This is a genomic window from Methylocystis sp. SC2, from assembly GCF_000304315.1.
Taxonomy (GTDB): domain Bacteria; phylum Pseudomonadota; class Alphaproteobacteria; order Rhizobiales; family Beijerinckiaceae; genus Methylocystis.
This window is the reverse complement of record NC_018485.1, coordinates 3,606,151-3,620,424: the sequence shown is the minus strand read 5'-3', so window position 1 is coordinate 3,620,424 and position 14,274 is coordinate 3,606,151. Positions and strand designations below refer to the sequence as shown.

Below are 14,274 nucleotides of genomic sequence, written 5' to 3'. Positions count from 1 at the left end.
AGACGGCGTTGCGCCCTAGCGCCTTGAGCCCAGCGATATGTCGAGATCCACGGCGCGCGCCACGTTCGGCGCCTGACGGACACGGCGGATCCGTCTCGAGAGCCGCCAAATTTGCTTTCCCGCTTTTGCAAAGGAGCGAAGGTTGAAACTCCCTCCATTTCGCATCGCGCTCGTCGTTCTTCTTGGACTTGCTTTCGCTTGGCTGCAGTTTGCGGCGCCGGCCAGCCCGCCGCCCGCGCAGATCGACTGGCGCGAGGACGGCCAGCTGCATGTCTTTTTCTCCCCCGACTGTCCGCATTGCCATGAAGCCATCGAGTTTCTCAAACAGCGGCGCAAAATTGCTTACGCGCTACATGACATTTCGAAGCCGTCGAGCGAGGCGCTCTTTCGTAGAGTCGTGAAGCACTACGGCATAGAAAACCCAGCCGTTCCCCTCTTCGTGCGCGGGTCGCGCTATGTCATCGGCTTTGACTCGGCGCAAACGACCGGGCGCGACATTCTCGCGCTGCTTTCCGGCCAGGAAACTGTCGCGCGGCGCGCCGCCGAGTCGAAAATCATCATTCCTCTCATCGGCGAAATCGATCCGACGCATCATTCCCTTCTCGCGCTGACAGCGCTCATGGGTTTGTCGGACGGCTTCAATCCGTGCGCCATGTGGGTGCTGATCTACCTGATATCTCTCATCGTGAATATTCAGGATCGACGAAAGATCTGGTGGCTGGTGGGCACATTCGTGCTCGCTTCAGGAGTCCTGTACTTCCTGTTCATGACCGTGTGGCTGAACACTTTTCTTTTTATTGGATATATTCGTCCGCTCACGCAACTCATCGCGCTGACGGCCATCGGTTTCGGGCTCGACCATCTGATCAGCGTCGCGGCGGCGCGCGGAGAGGTCGTCTGCGACGTGGGCGACCTGGAGCAGCGCCAGCGCACGATGCGATGGGGGCGTAAGATCGTCGCCGCGCCCGTAGGGATCGCCAGCCTCGTCATGGTGATTGCGCTCGCCTTCGCGGTGAATGCGATCGAATTCGTCTGCTCTGCAGCATTGCCGGCGATCTACACGCACTTGCTTGCGTTAACTGATCTGCCGATCGCTCTTCACTACGCCTACATCGGGCTCTATGTCGCCTTTTTCATGCTGGACGATCTCGTCATCTTCGGTTTGGCGGCCTTCGCCGTGCAGAAGATTGTCAATACCCGCTACGCCGCCATCAGCCGCATGATCGAGCGGGGCCGTGGCGATAGCGGCGAAGACCCCGTGCAACAGCAACGCAAGGAAGAGAGCGCTCAAACGCCGCATCGACGCTCCGCACAGCGTCGGAACGCGGGGAGGTGGCGCTGTTGCGAAGCCTGTTGAAGCCGCGTTAAGACGTCGCGAACTCGCGCGTCGCTGACTTGCGCCAAAAGCCGCGCATACATCGCGGCGTTCTCGATCTCCGCCTCGACTCCCGCTTCGCACGCTTCGGCGAGACTCGAGGGCGCCGGGACCAGACCCGCCCATCTATCCTTCGGCGGCTCGATGCCGAAGCGTTCAAAAAGACGGAGAAGCGCGTTGGCGTGGCGCTCTTCGGCTTCGATGATATTCACAAAGGGTCTGACCGGCCCAAATCGGTCGATCACGCTTTGATAGGTTGCGCGAGCCTTGTACTCATCGTCGAGCGCCTCGCGCAGCGCTCCGATCGTCTTTTCGTCGACTGACATGCCGTCTTCTCCAACTTAGTGGGCTGCAATTCAAATGGCGGCCATGAGTTTCAAGACCAAGAAGGCGCGACAACTAGTAGCGACGGCCGCGTGGCGGAGCGTCGATTCGCCACGCGGCGCTCGCCGCAATCGGCCAGCCGCGCGCTTGAAGTTCCGCGAGCCCGGCCCCTTATCCAAGAGATACGGCATCCAAGAGATACGGCGCGGTTTGCGCTCGCCGGCCAACCCTTCTTTCAAGGAGACGCGTCAATGACGATCGAAGACGAACGGAGTCAGACGCGTGAGGTCGTTGGCGTCTTCAACGACGCTGACGCGCTCCAAGAGGCCATCGACGATCTGATGTCGTCGGGGTTCGATCGCGCTGAGATCAGTCTGCTCGCAAGCGAGAGGGCCGTCGATGAGAAGCTCGGTCATAAATACAAGAAGGTCACCGAGCTTGAAGACGAGGAGGCCGCGCCGCGGACGCATTACGTCTCGGTGGAATCGATCGGCGATGCGGAAGGCGGCGTGATCGGCGGGCTGGTGTATGTCGGCGCCGGCGCGGCGATCAGCGCCATATTCGCGTCAGGCGGCGCCCTGGCCACGGTGATCACAGGCGCGCTGCTGGCGGGAGGAAGCGCCGGCGTGCTCGGCGCGGCGTTGGCCAGGCTGATCGGCGAACATCACGCGAAACATCTCGAAGAACAACTTCGCCATGGCGGACTGCTCCTTTGGGTGCGGACCTGGGACGCCGAGCGCGAACGTAAGGCGAAGGAGATCTTGGCGCGCCATTCCGGGCGCGATGTCCACGCCCATACGGTAAAGCCCTAGCGGGAACGCTTGCGCTTCTTCTCGATATCCATCGCAAGCGACTTGCCCAGAATGTGCTCGTCGCGGCCGATGACATGTGCGCTGGCGCCGACGATAAGCGGATCGGGTCCGTGGACGACGCTATGATCTTTATTCGGATAATCGAGACACGATAAAAAGTGCTGCATGCAATTAAGCCGCGCGCGCTTTTTGTCGTCCGATTTGATGACGATCCACGGCGCATCGGCCGTGTCGGAGAAGAAGAACATCGCCTCCTTCGCCTCGGTGTAATCGTCCCATTTGTCCATCGACGCGCGATCGATCGGCGAGAGTTTCCACTGCTTCAAGGGATCGTTCATGCGCGAGCGGAAGCGGCGCTGCTGCTCCTCGCGCGTCACCGAGAACCAATATTTGAAGAGGCGGACGCCGGAATTGACGAACATGCGTTCAAGATCGGGGCATTGGCGCATGAAGTCGAGATATTCGTTCGGGGTGCAGAAATTCATCACCCGCTCGACGCCGGCGCGATTGTACCAGGAGCGGTCGAAGAACACGATCTCGCCGGCCGCCGGCAGGTGCTGGATGTAGCGCTGGAAATACCACTGGCTGCGCTCGCGCTCGGACGGCTTTTCCAAGGCGACGACCCGCGCCCCGCGCGGATTGAGATGCTCCATAAAGCGCTTGATGGTGCCGCCCTTGCCGGCGGCGTCGCGCCCCTCGAACAGCAAGACGATGCGCTGACCGGTCTCCTTCACCCAATTTTGCGCTTTGAGGAGCTCCACCTGCAGGAGCTCCATATGCCGCAGGTAGACCTTCTCGCTCAGGCGGGTTTTGTAGGGAAATTCTCCTGACTCAAACGCCTTCCGGACCGCCTCGGCGTCCGTCCGCAGGCGGCGCACGTCCTGATGCGGCGCATGGGCGTGCGTCGCGCGCTCGGCCGCTTGAACGTCTCCGGGCTCAGCCTCGACGTTGCGAGCTGGGGCCTTCACGCCCTTTTCAGCGGCCGCGTTGACGGTTTCATCCATTATCGGCTCCGGTTTTCGGCGCGCGTTCCGTATTGGAACTGCTCAGGCGCGATTTCTGGTCCGGGGAGACTGCAAGCATTCGAAACACGGGGCAATAGCGCATTTCGGGGCGTCGGGGTTCTGTGCGGAGCGCATTGCCACGCGCCCGCCCCCTCCCTATAGTCCGCCGCCGAAGCCGGATCCAACGCACCCAAGGAAGCAATACCCATGCTAGAAGGCCTGCGCGTCGCCTCGCAGAACTGGATCGGCCGCTCCATCATGGCGCTGGTCATGGGCGTCATCGTCATCAGTTTTTCGATCTGGGGCGTTGGCGACGTGTTTCGCGGCATGACGGCCCAGCGGCTCGCCCGCGTCGGCAGCGGCGAAGTCACGGTCGAGACCTATCGCAGCGCCTATCAAAACGAGCTCCGCCGCATTCAGCAGCGGATGCGGCGCGCGATCACCAATGAGGAAGCCCATCAGTCAGGACTGGATCTGCAGATCCTGGAGCGCCTGATCACCGAGGTCGCGCTCGACCAAAAGGCGCGGCAGCTCGGATTGGCCGCGAGCGACGAGACCACCCAGCGACTGCTCGCGTCTGAAAAGGTGTTTCAAGGCCCCGACGGCAAATTCGACGCCGCGCGGTTCAAGCAGATCGCCAATGACTCCGGCTACACCGAGCGCGGCTTCGTCGCGGATCAGAAGAACGCTTACCTGCGCAAGATGATCACCGACATCGCCGTCGCCGGAGTCGAGCCGCCCAAGTTGATGGTCGAAGCGATTTATCGTTTCCGCAATGAATCGCGGACGATCGACTACGTCATTCTGCCGCCGTCGCTGGTCGGCGCCGCGGCGACGCCATCCGACGAAGAACTGAAAAAATACTTCGACGAACGCGAGCAGACCTTCCGCGCCAAGGAATACCGCAAGCTGACGGCGCTGGTCGTCAGCCCTTCTACGGTCGGGAAGCCGGAGAGCGCGCCTGCCGAGCAGGTGCGCAAGCTTTACGACGAGGTCAAATCGAAACGCTACGGAACCCCGGAAAAGCGTGACGTGCGGCAGATCGTGTTCAAGACCGACACGGAAGCCGAAGCCGCGCTCGCCAAGCTCAAAGCCGGCGCGGACATCGACGCAATGGCGGCCGAGCTCAAACTTAATCCCAAAGACGTCAACCTCGGCCTTGTCGAGCAGCGCGACTTCGGCGATCCCAAGGTCGGCGCGGCCGTATTCGCGCTCGCCGGGCCGGGGCTGACCGAGCCGGTTCACACCGCCTTCGGCGCCGTCGTGTCCCAGGTGAAGAGCATCACCCCGGCGGTCTACAACAAGACTTTCGAGCAGGCCGAGCCGGAACTGCGCGCGGAAATCGCCGCGCAGAGCGCCATGCCTGAAGTGCGCCGGCTCCATGAGGCCATCGAGGATCAACGCGCCGCCGGCAAGACGCTCGCCGAATCGGCAAAGGCCGTGGGGCTGGAGACGCAGGTCTATGACGGCGTCGACGATGCGGGCAATGACCGCAGCGGCAAGCCGATCGCCGGCCTTCCTGCCGGTCCGGACCTCGTGAAAGCGGCCTTCGCATCGGATATCGGCGTCGACAACGACACCGTCGCGACGCGTGACGGCGGCTATGTCTGGTACGAGGTTAACGGCATCGAACCCGCCCGGCAGAAGACGTTCGAAGAGGTGAAGCCGGCCGTGGCCGACGCCATGCGCAGCGACGCGGCGCAAAAGGCGCTCGCCGCCAAGGCCGACGAAATCGTCGCCAAGCTGAACGCGGGCCGGCCGATCGAAGAGATCGCCAAGGAGCTGGGCGTTCAGACCCAGCGCGCCAATGAGGTGAAGCGCGAGGCGCGTCCCGACTTCAACACCAACGTCATCGTCCGATTCTTCGATGTGGCGCCGCGCAACGCCGGCTCCGTCGTCGTCGACAATGGCCGGCTGGTGTTTTTCGTCCGCGACTCGACGACTCCCGTATTCGACCCGAACTCGATCGAAGCGAAGACGATCGCCGAGCAACTGAAGCCTGCATTTCAGAACGACCTGCTGGAGCAATATGTCGGCGGCCTCGAGAAGGCGCTCGGCGTCGATATCAACCAGAAGGCCTTGGAAGCCGCGAGCGGAGCGGAACGCGACAAGTGAGCGGCGCGCTGTTCGAGCCCGACGTCGACGCCTTCGGCGCCGAATACGACGCCGATCGGCCGCAGCTGGTCGTGACCCGGTTGATCGCCGATCTCGAAACGCCGGTCTCCGCCTATCTCAAGCTCACGCGCGATCGGCGCGGCGCCGCCTTTCTGCTCGAATCCGTCGAAGGCGGCGCCGCTCGCGGCCGCTACTCGATGATCGGCCTCGACCCGGACGTGATTTTTCGCGTCATCGGCGATCGAGCGGACATCAACCGCGCCGCGCTCGACGACTCGAGCGTCTTTACGCCCTGCGAGGCGGCGCCGCTCGTCGCCCTGCGTCAGCTCATCGCCGAGTCCGCCGTGCCACAGGCCGTGCGGCTGCCGCCGATGGCGGCGGGAGTCTTCGGCTATCTCGGCTATGACATGGTGCGCCAGATGGAGCGCCTCGCGCCGGCCAAGGAGGACAGGATCGGCGCGCCTGACGCGCTTTTCGTGCGTCCGACGGTCATGATCGTCTTCGATACGGTGCGCGACGAAATCTCCATTGTCACGCCCGCTCGGCCAAAGGCCGGCGTTGCGGCGAAAGCGGCGTATGAAGCGGCGCTCGCGCGCCTCGACAAGGTCGTCGCGACGCTGGAGGCGCCGCTGGAGCACCGCGACGGCGGGGTAGATGTGCAGCTCCTCGCTCAGGAGCCGGTTTCGAATACGCCGCAAGCGCGTTTTCTCGAAATGGTCGAGCGCGCCAAGGAATATATTCGCGCCGGCGACATCTTTCAGGTCGTGCTGTCGCAGCGGTTCACCGCGCCTTTCGCTTTGCCGGCCTTTGCGCTCTATCGTGCATTGCGCCGCGTGAACCCGGCGCCCTTTTTATGCTTTCTCGATTTCGGCGAATTCCAGATCGTCTGTTCGAGTCCCGAGATCCTCGTGCGCGTCGCCGACGCCAAGGTGACGATTCGCCCGATCGCCGGCACGCGCTGGCGCAGCGAGGTGAAGGCGGAGGACGAGCGTCTGGCGGCGGATCTCCTCGCCGATGAAAAGGAGCGCGCCGAACATCTGATGCTGCTCGACCTCGGCCGCAACGACGTCGGCCGCGTCGCGAGGACCGGCACGGTGCGCGTCACCGACAGTTTCACGATCGAGCGCTACAGCCATGTGATGCACATCGTCTCCAATGTCGAAGGCGAGCTTGATGCGCGCCACGATTGCATCGACGCGCTCGCCGCGGGGTTTCCTGCCGGCACCGTCTCCGGCGCGCCGAAAGTGCGCGCCATGGAGATCATCGACGAACTTGAAACCGACAAGCGCGGCATCTATGGCGGCTGCATCGGCTATTTCGGCGCCGGCGGCCAAATGGACACCTGCATCGTGCTGCGCACGGCGATCGTGAAGGACGGCAAGATGCATGTGCAGGCAGGCGCCGGCGTCGTCTACGACAGCGAACCGGACTATGAGCACCGCGAATGCGTCAACAAGGCGAAGGCGCTTTTCCGCGCCGCCGAGGAAGCGGTTCGCTTCGCAACGCGCGCGCGGCGGGGGCAGTAGCCATTTCCGCCAAAGCGCAGGGACGGCGAAACAGGCGGCGTCGCATCTGATGGACGGTCCAACGATCTACGACGACGGCGACGATCCCTACCGCGCAATTCGGGTCGGCGAACCGAACGGCGGCGACGCCGCGAAATGGGGCGTGCTGCTCTCGCGCTTCATGCGCATCGTCGCATTGTTTTGGCTCGTGCAAGGCTTGATGCAGTGGCGGATCATTCTCGCCGCGGAACGCTCGATCTTTGAAACCATGCCGCAGAGCGCAGCCTCCGCCGTTATTTTCTTCGCCGTGCTCGATCTCATCGCCGGCGTCGGCCTGTGGCTGGCGACGCCCTGGGGCGGCGTGTTGTGGCTGCTCGTCGCCAGCGCGCAGATCTTTCTGACGCTCAGCATGCCGGGATTCTTCACCGGCGGCTATTGGCTGATCGGCGTCAACGCCGTGCTGATCGCCATGTATTTCGGGCTGACCTTCGAGGCCGGACGCGACGTTGAGGCGCAGCGCATGCGCGAACGCCGCCGTCGCCGCAGATTTGACAGGAAAACGCCAAAAGATTCCTGATCCGCAAGGTTGTTGGAGCAATCATTAGCGTAAATCGAACCTTTAAGTTCATCCATCATTCACCGCAAACAGCCCTATCGCGGTAAACGCGGGATTCAGGCTGTTGTTTAAACCGCCTTTCATCTGCGTCGATCTAATTTGGTTTCATCGAAGGCCGATCAAGAGATGCCCGACGCATCCGCTGTGATGGAGAAGACGATGAGCGCCATGATGAAGACCGCCCCGCAGGCTCGCGAGGATCGCGCCAGCGATATCCGACCGGTTTATCTCGAAGCGCTTACGCTCGTCGAACGCCTTCACCGCCGTCTGCTCGACGTCATCAAGGACGAATTCGACCGCCGGGATCTTGGCGACGTCAATTCCGTGCAGGCGCTGCTGCTTTACAACATCGGCGACAAGGAGTTGACCGCGAGCGAACTGCGCACGCGCGGCTATTATCTCGGCTCCAATGTTTCATACAACGTCAAGAAGCTCGTCGAGATGGGCTATATGCATCACGCCCGCTCGCGCCTCGATCGCCGTTCAGTGCGCATCAGCCTGACCCCGAAGGGCAAGCAAATTCACGATATCGTTGCGCAGCTTTATGAGAAGCACGCGCTGACGGTCGAGCAGATCGGCGGCGTCTCCTGCGACGAGTTTCGCACCCTCAATACGTCGCTGTCACGGCTGGAGCGCTTCTGGACCGACCAGGTCCGCTATCGCCTCTGACGCGATCTCGCTTCTTCTCGTCTCTCAACCCTAGTCTCTCTCTCGCCGGCAAGCGCCCCAGGGCCGCTTCGCCGGCGTTTTTCGTGCGCATCCCCGCGCTCTAGCGCAAAGCGCCGCTCAGTCCTATCTTACCCGCTGTTAACCACGACCGCAGGAGCTCAAATGCGATGGTCCCTCACGATCGGCTCCTTCATGGGGACCGCCGTGCGCATTCACGTCACGTTCCTGCTGCTCCTGGGTTGGATCGGCTTTGCGGCCTACCAGCGCGGCGGCGCCGTCGCAGCGCGCGACAGCGTTCTGTTCATCGTCGCGATCTTTATCTGCGTCGTGCTGCATGAGTTCGGCCACATATTGACCGCGCGGCGCTATGGCATCGTCTCGCCGGTGATCACGCTGCTGCCGATCGGCGGCGTCGCCGACATGGAAAAGATGCCCGACAAGCCCCGCCAGGAGTTGCTGATCGCGCTCGCGGGTCCGGCGGTCAATCTCGTCATTGCAGCTGCGCTGATCCTGTTTCTTGGCGCCGTCGACGTTTCCGACGGAATCCAGATCAGCGACCCGTCCGTCAATCTTCTGAAACGTCTGGCGGCGGTGAATATCTTTCTTGCGGCGTTCAACTTGATCCCGGCCTTTCCGATGGACGGCGGCCGCGTGCTGCGGGCGGCGCTGTCGATCTGGATTGGCAAGGGCCGTGCGACGCGCATCGCCGCGCAGATCGGTCAGGGTTTCGCGTTCCTCCTCGGATTTATCGGGCTGTTCGGAAATCCGCTGCTGCTGTTCATCGCGATTTTCGTCTATATCGCGGCGGCGGGCGAAGCGCAGATGACGTCGATGTCCGAGGCGGCGCGCGGCCTGAGAGCCGCCGACGCCATGGAGACGCGCATCGCCGTGATCGAGCGCGGCGCAAGCGTGCGCGAAGCGGTGGACATTCTTCTGGCCACCTCTCAGGACGAATTCCCGGTCGTGGACGGCTCCCGCCGGCTCAACGGCTTCCTGTCCCGCACCAACATCATCGAAGCCTTGCGGGCCTCCGAACCCGGCGCGCCCATCGCGCCTTTCGTTCGCCAGGAGCCTGAGACGATCGATGGCCGCGAGAGCATCGACGCCGTCCTGCCTAAGCTTACGGGGGGAGAGACGGTCGGCGTCACCGACGAGGAGGGGCGGTTCTTGGGTCTCCTGACCCGTCAGTCGCTGGCGGAGATCATGATGATCAAAGACGTTCGGCCGGACTGGCGCTTCTCGCCGCGGGACGATAGCCGTCCGACGGTTGCTTAAGCCCGCCGCCCGGCCTATTGCACTCTCAAAACCGGTCAAACCCGCGCCAGGAGGCTGGACAGCAGCCCAATGTCCAACGTCACGCTTATAGACAACTACGACAGCTTCACCTTCAACCTGGTTCACTATTTTGGCCAGCTGGGCGCGAACGTCACCGTGCACCGCAACGACGCCGTTTCGGTCGCCGAAGTGCTGGCCGGCGGACCCGACGCGATCGTGCTGTCGCCCGGCCCCTGCACGCCGCATGAAGCGGGCATCTGCATGGAGCTGATCTCAGCCGCCGCCGAGACCGTGCCGATTTTCGGCGTCTGCCTCGGCCATCAGTCGATCGGCGAGGTGTTTGGCGGCGACGTCATTCGGGCGCCCTTGCCGATCCACGGCAAGATGGCCACCATTCTCCACCATGGCGACGCCGTGTTTCGCGGCATCGACGGGCCATTTCAGGCGACGCGCTACCACTCGCTGATCGTCAGCCGCGACACCCTTCCCGACTGCTTGCGCGTGACCGCCGAGACGCCGGACGGCCTCATCATGGCGCTGTCGCATAAGACGCTGCCAACGCATGGCGTGCAGTTCCATCCCGAGAGCATCACCTCGCAGCACGGCCACAAAATTCTACAAAATTTCCTTGATCTCGCGCGAGAATGGAACCAGGGGCCCCGGCGGCGCGAGAAGGCCGCGTGAGGACCGCTTCGAGGGTCGCCCGCAGCGGTCGGCCGACGCCCCGGCCCTTGCGCAACGGCGCTGAACGACAGTGAGCGAGGATTTCAAGTCCTACATCGCCGCGCTGGTCTCCGGCGCGCCCCTCGCCCGCGACGAGGCGCGAGCGGCGTTTTCTCTTATTTTTCGTGGCGACGCCACGCCGGCGCAGCTTGGGGCCTTTCTCATGGGCCTGCGCCTGCGCGGCGAGACGATCGACGAGATCATCGGGGCCGCGGAGGCGATGCGCGCAGCGATGACGCCGGTCGAAGCGCCGGCCGGCGCAATCGACATCGTCGGAACCGGCGGGGACGGCGCCGGCACGTACAATATTTCCACTCTGGCCGCGATCGTCGCGGCAGCCGCCGGCGCGATCGTCGCCAAACATGGCGGCAAGGCGGCGTCGTCGCTTTCGGGTTCCTCCGACGTGCTCGGCGAACTCGGCGTCAAGGTCGGCGTTTCGCCGGCCGCCGCCGCCGCATCGCTTCAAGACGCCGGAATCTGCTTCATGGCCGCGACGACGCACCACCCGGCCATGCGCCACGCCGCGCCGGTGAGACGCGAACTCGGCGTGCGCACCATCTTCAATTTGCTTGGTCCTCTGTGTAACCCCGCGCGGGTCGAGCGGCAGATGATCGGAGTCTTCTCCCGCGACTGGCTCGAACCTTTGGCCCGTTCGCTTCGGGAACTCGGCGCAAAGCGCGTCTGGCTGCTGCATGGCGGCGATGGGCTGGATGAGGCGACGACGACGGGGGTGACCCATGTCGTCGCCCTCGAAGACGGCGAGATCCGCAGCTTTGACCTTTCGCCGGAGGAGGCCGGATTGCCCCGCGCGACGATTCAGGCGCTTGTCGGCGGCGACGCGGCGCATAACGCAAGAGCCCTGCGCGCCGTTCTGGAAGGCGCGAAGAACCCCTACCGCGACATCGCGGTCCTCAACGCCGGCGTGGCGCTGGTCGTCGCCGGGCGCGCCGCAAACGTGCGCGAAGGCGCGGCGCTCGCTGAGGCGGCGCTCGATTCCGGCGCGGCGCGGGATAAGCTCGACGCGCTGATCCGCTGCTCCCATCGAGACGGCTGATCGCTCTTCGCCTGTCGATCGGGATAGGATTGCGCCCGTTTATCGGCTATTCATGAGCAGCCGGCAGTCGGCGGAACGAATTCGAGCGATGGCGGTCGCGGCCCGCCCGCCGTAGGCGAGAAAATGACCGACATCCTAAGAAAGATTGAAGCTTATAAGCGCACCGAGATTTCCGAGGCCAAAGTGCGCATGCCCTTCGCGACGCTCGAGCGCAACGTGCGCGATCATGATCCGCCGCGCGGCTTTGTCCATGCGATCGAGCAGAAACTGAATGAGCGTCGGATCGCGCTGATCGCCGAGATCAAGAAGGCGAGCCCCTCCAAGGGAGTCATTCGCCCAGACTTCGATCCGCCGAAATTGGCGCGCGCCTATGAAGCCGGCGGCGCGGCCTGTCTTTCCGTGCTGACCGACGCGCCCTCGTTCAAGGGCAGGCTCGAAGATCTCGAAGCCGCGCGAAAAGCGACGCTTCTGCCGGCGCTCCGCAAGGATTTCATGTTCGATCCCTATCAGGTCTATGAGGCGCGCGCGTACGGCGCCGATTGCATCCTCATCATCATGGCCGCCGTCGACGATGACGAAGCGAAGGCGCTGAACACGGCCGCGCATGATCTGCGCATGGACGTGCTCGTCGAAGTGCATGACGAGCGGGAGCTCGATCGCGCCCTGGCGCTGGAGACGCGCCTGATCGGCGTGAACAATCGCGATCTGCGCGATTTCAAAGTGTCGCTCGAAGTCAGCGAGAGACTCGCCGAGAAGATTCCACGCGACAGGATCATTGTCGCCGAAAGCGGCATCACGATGCATGACGACTGCGTGCGCCTCGAAAAATCGCACATCTTCACCTTCCTCGTCGGCGAGAGCCTGATGCGCAAACATGACGTCGAAGCGGCTGCGCGCGAACTCCTGCAAGGCGCGACGGCCAGTCAGAATTCAGGCGCGCATAAGTCCCCCGCCGGCGCGTGACATGAGCGCGCTGACTCACATCGGCGCGTCAGGCGAAGCGCATATGGTCGACGTGTCGGCGAAGGCCGAGACGTCGCGCGTCGCGCTTGCCCGCGGCCATGTGGCGATGGCGCGCGAAACTCTGCGTCTCGCCGTCGAAGGTCAGGCCAAGAAAGGCGACGTTTTCGGCGTCGCCCGCGTTGCAGGGATTCTGGCGGCCAAGAAGACGAGCGACCTCATTCCGCTGTGCCATCCTCTTCCCTTGTCGAGCGTCTCGGTCGAGATCACGCCCGACGAGTCATTGCCGGGCCTGCGCGTCCTGGCCGAAGCCTCTGTCACCGGCAGGACCGGCGTCGAGATGGAGGCGCTGACGGCCGTCTCCATCGCCTGTCTGACCATTTACGACATGCTGAAGGCCGCGGATCGCGGCATGCGCATCGAAGGCGTCGAACTCGTCGAGAAGCGCGGCGGCAAGTCCGGGGACTGGCGACGCGACGGATAAATCGACTTGGGCGGCGTCATCGCTTACCCCGGCGTCGACATTGACGCGACGCTTGCGACAGTGTTCGTGCTCGTCGCGCTCGCGGCCGAAAGCCTCTGCGCATTCATTTCCGCCGCGTTGCGAACCGGGGATAGATTTTCGCGTGGATAAGCTTCTTTCCGTTCCCGACGCGCTGGCGCGGGTGCTCGCTGGGGCTTCAAGGCTTGGCGAAGAATTGACCCCGCTGGCGCGCGCGCGCGGCCGCACCCTGGCCGCCGACCTTGCCGCCCGCCGCAGCCAGCCGCCCGTCGCCGTCTCGGCCATGGACGGCTTTGCGCTGCGCGCCGCTGATCTCGTCGCCGGGCCGCTGCGCATCGTCGGCGAAAGCGCCGCAGGCCACAGCTATGGAGCGGCGCTCCGGGCGGGCGAAGCCATCCGCATCTTCACCGGCGCGCCGGTCCCCGAGGGCGCCGACGCGATATTGCTGCAGGAAGACGCTGTCGTCGCCGACGGAGCGTTGACGGCAGGCGCCCCGCCCGGCCCGCATATTCGCGGAGCTGGCCTCGACTTTCGCGAAGGCGCGGTCGCGCTCGCCGCCGGCGTGCGCCTTGGCCCGGCCGAACTCGCGCTCGCGGCGGCGATGAACCACGCTGCAATTCCTGTCGCGCGGCGCCCGCGCGTGGCGATCATCGCTTCGGGCGACGAACTCGTGCCGCCGGGCGCCGAGCCCGGCCCGTCGCAGATCATCTCCTGCAACAATCTGGCTGTCGCCGCCATCGCCGAAGACGCCGGCGCCGAAGTGATCGACCTCGGCATCTTCCGCGACGATCTCGCGGCACTCGAACGCGGCATTGGCCTTGCCCGCGAGGCGCGCGCCGACGTTCTGGTGACGCTCGGCGGCGCGTCGGTGGGCGACCGCGATCTGCTGCGCCCGGCGCTGGCGCGGCAGGGCATGTCGCTCGACTTCTGGAAGATCGCGATGCGGCCGGGCAAGCCCCTGATTTACGGGGCGCTGGGCGAGGCGCGCATCCTCGGCCTTCCCGGCAATCCGGTCGCGTCCTTTGTCTGCGCTCTGGTGTTCCTCGCGCCGCTCCTGCGCGCACTGCAGGGCGATCCGGACGCCGGCGCCGACCGAACCGAGACGGCCGTCGCCGGCGCCGATCTTCCCGCCAACAAGGGGCGACGCGACTATATGCGCGCGCGGCTCGCCGTGGACGAAAATGGCCGGACCGTCGCGACGCCGCAGCCGCTGCAGGATTCGTCGCTGCTCACCGAACTGGCGCAATCGCAGGCGCTGCTGATCCGCGAGCCGGGCGCGCCGCCCCTGACGAACGGCGACCCGTGCCGCATCCTGCGGCTGCCATGATCCGGCGCCGCGC

14 protein-coding genes are annotated in these 14,274 nt (G+C 64.3%); 12 read left to right on the top strand and 2 right to left on the bottom strand.

Annotated features, from left to right (window positions below; translation table 11 throughout):
* The first annotated feature begins 142 nt into the window (after positions 1 to 142).
* A complete protein-coding gene (locus BN69_RS17485; protein WP_014892983.1) occupies positions 143 to 1,357 on the top strand; it encodes a glutaredoxin family protein in 1,215 nt (404 codons plus the stop codon).
* On the opposite strand, the gene BN69_RS19905 is transcribed toward BN69_RS17485, so the two are convergent.
* Positions 1,288 to 1,701, bottom strand: a complete 414-nt coding sequence (locus BN69_RS19905) for a ferritin-like domain-containing protein (RefSeq protein ID WP_014892982.1) — start codon at positions 1,699 to 1,701, stop codon at positions 1,288 to 1,290. The genes BN69_RS17485 and BN69_RS19905 overlap by 70 nt on opposite strands.
* A 249-nt stretch (positions 1,702 to 1,950) precedes the next feature.
* Between BN69_RS19905 and BN69_RS17475 the strand changes: the two genes are divergently transcribed.
* A complete protein-coding gene (locus BN69_RS17475; RefSeq protein ID WP_014892981.1) occupies positions 1,951 to 2,511 on the top strand; it encodes a hypothetical protein in 561 nt (186 codons plus the stop codon).
* Here BN69_RS17475 and ppk2 read toward each other — a convergent pair.
* Positions 2,508 to 3,515 (bottom strand): polyphosphate kinase 2, encoded by a 1,008-nt coding sequence (ppk2, locus tag BN69_RS17470; protein ID WP_014892980.1) that lies wholly within the window; start codon positions 3,513 to 3,515, stop codon positions 2,508 to 2,510. The genes BN69_RS17475 and ppk2 overlap by 4 nt on opposite strands.
* Positions 3,516 to 3,722: 207 nt before the next feature.
* Between ppk2 and BN69_RS17465 the strand changes: the two genes are divergently transcribed.
* From BN69_RS17465 to BN69_RS17420, 10 genes are all read left to right on the top strand, one after another.
* Complete coding sequence (locus BN69_RS17465) at positions 3,723 to 5,630, top strand: peptidylprolyl isomerase (RefSeq protein ID WP_014892979.1); 1,908 nt, start codon at positions 3,723 to 3,725, stop codon at positions 5,628 to 5,630.
* On the top strand, positions 5,627 to 7,156 hold the full coding sequence (trpE, locus tag BN69_RS17460; protein ID WP_014892978.1) for an anthranilate synthase component I: 1,530 nt from the start codon (positions 5,627 to 5,629) through the stop codon (positions 7,154 to 7,156). Before BN69_RS17465 ends, trpE begins: the two co-directional genes overlap by 4 nt.
* A 49-nt stretch (positions 7,157 to 7,205) precedes the next feature.
* The gene (locus tag BN69_RS17455) at positions 7,206 to 7,712 is read left to right on the top strand and encodes a DUF6163 family protein (protein WP_014892977.1); all 507 of its coding nucleotides are present in this window, start codon (positions 7,206 to 7,208) and stop codon (positions 7,710 to 7,712) included.
* Between the two features lie 198 nt (positions 7,713 to 7,910).
* The gene (ldtR, locus tag BN69_RS17450; protein WP_041927543.1) at positions 7,911 to 8,420 is read left to right on the top strand and encodes a transcriptional regulator LdtR; all 510 of its coding nucleotides are present in this window, start codon (positions 7,911 to 7,913) and stop codon (positions 8,418 to 8,420) included.
* A gap of 162 nt (positions 8,421 to 8,582) precedes the next feature.
* The gene (locus tag BN69_RS17445) at positions 8,583 to 9,695 is read left to right on the top strand and encodes a site-2 protease family protein (RefSeq protein WP_014892975.1); all 1,113 of its coding nucleotides are present in this window, start codon (positions 8,583 to 8,585) and stop codon (positions 9,693 to 9,695) included.
* 69 nt (positions 9,696 to 9,764) lie between these two features.
* On the top strand, positions 9,765 to 10,379 hold the full coding sequence (locus BN69_RS17440; RefSeq protein ID WP_014892974.1) for an anthranilate synthase component II: 615 nt from the start codon (positions 9,765 to 9,767) through the stop codon (positions 10,377 to 10,379).
* A gap of 70 nt (positions 10,380 to 10,449) precedes the next feature.
* Positions 10,450 to 11,472: an anthranilate phosphoribosyltransferase gene (trpD, locus tag BN69_RS17435; RefSeq protein ID WP_014892973.1), complete on the top strand. Its 1,023-nt coding sequence runs from the start codon at positions 10,450 to 10,452 to the stop codon at positions 11,470 to 11,472.
* Positions 11,473 to 11,595: 123 nt separating this feature from the next.
* Positions 11,596 to 12,435, top strand: a complete 840-nt coding sequence (gene trpC / locus BN69_RS17430) for an indole-3-glycerol phosphate synthase TrpC (protein ID WP_014892972.1) — start codon at positions 11,596 to 11,598, stop codon at positions 12,433 to 12,435.
* 1 nt (position 12,436) lies between these two features.
* Positions 12,437 to 12,916, top strand: a complete 480-nt coding sequence (moaC, locus tag BN69_RS17425; protein WP_014892971.1) for a cyclic pyranopterin monophosphate synthase MoaC — start codon at positions 12,437 to 12,439, stop codon at positions 12,914 to 12,916.
* Between the two features lie 142 nt (positions 12,917 to 13,058).
* Complete coding sequence (locus BN69_RS17420) at positions 13,059 to 14,261, top strand: molybdopterin molybdotransferase MoeA (RefSeq protein WP_014892970.1); 1,203 nt, start codon at positions 13,059 to 13,061, stop codon at positions 14,259 to 14,261.
* Positions 14,262 to 14,274 lie beyond the last annotated feature (13 nt).

Excerpts from the sequence above, each read along its gene's own strand:
- BN69_RS19905 (WP_014892982.1), bottom strand. The coding sequence starts at position 1,701 with ATGTCAGTCGACGAAAAGACGATCGGAGCGCTGCGCGAGGCGCTCGAC.
- BN69_RS17475 (WP_014892981.1), top strand. The coding sequence starts at position 1,951 with ATGACGATCGAAGACGAACGGAGTCAGACGCGTGAGGTCGTTGGCGTC.
- ppk2 (WP_014892980.1), bottom strand. The coding sequence starts at position 3,515 with ATGGATGAAACCGTCAACGCGGCCGCTGAAAAGGGCGTGAAGGCCCCA.
- BN69_RS17465 (WP_014892979.1), top strand. The coding sequence starts at position 3,723 with ATGCTAGAAGGCCTGCGCGTCGCCTCGCAGAACTGGATCGGCCGCTCC.
- BN69_RS17455 (WP_014892977.1), top strand. The coding sequence starts at position 7,206 with ATGGACGGTCCAACGATCTACGACGACGGCGACGATCCCTACCGCGCA.
- ldtR (WP_041927543.1), top strand. The coding sequence starts at position 7,911 with ATGAGCGCCATGATGAAGACCGCCCCGCAGGCTCGCGAGGATCGCGCC.
- BN69_RS17445 (WP_014892975.1), top strand. The coding sequence starts at position 8,583 with ATGCGATGGTCCCTCACGATCGGCTCCTTCATGGGGACCGCCGTGCGC.
- BN69_RS17440 (WP_014892974.1), top strand. The coding sequence starts at position 9,765 with ATGTCCAACGTCACGCTTATAGACAACTACGACAGCTTCACCTTCAAC.
- trpC (WP_014892972.1), top strand. The coding sequence starts at position 11,596 with ATGACCGACATCCTAAGAAAGATTGAAGCTTATAAGCGCACCGAGATT.
- moaC (WP_014892971.1), top strand. The coding sequence starts at position 12,437 with ATGAGCGCGCTGACTCACATCGGCGCGTCAGGCGAAGCGCATATGGTC.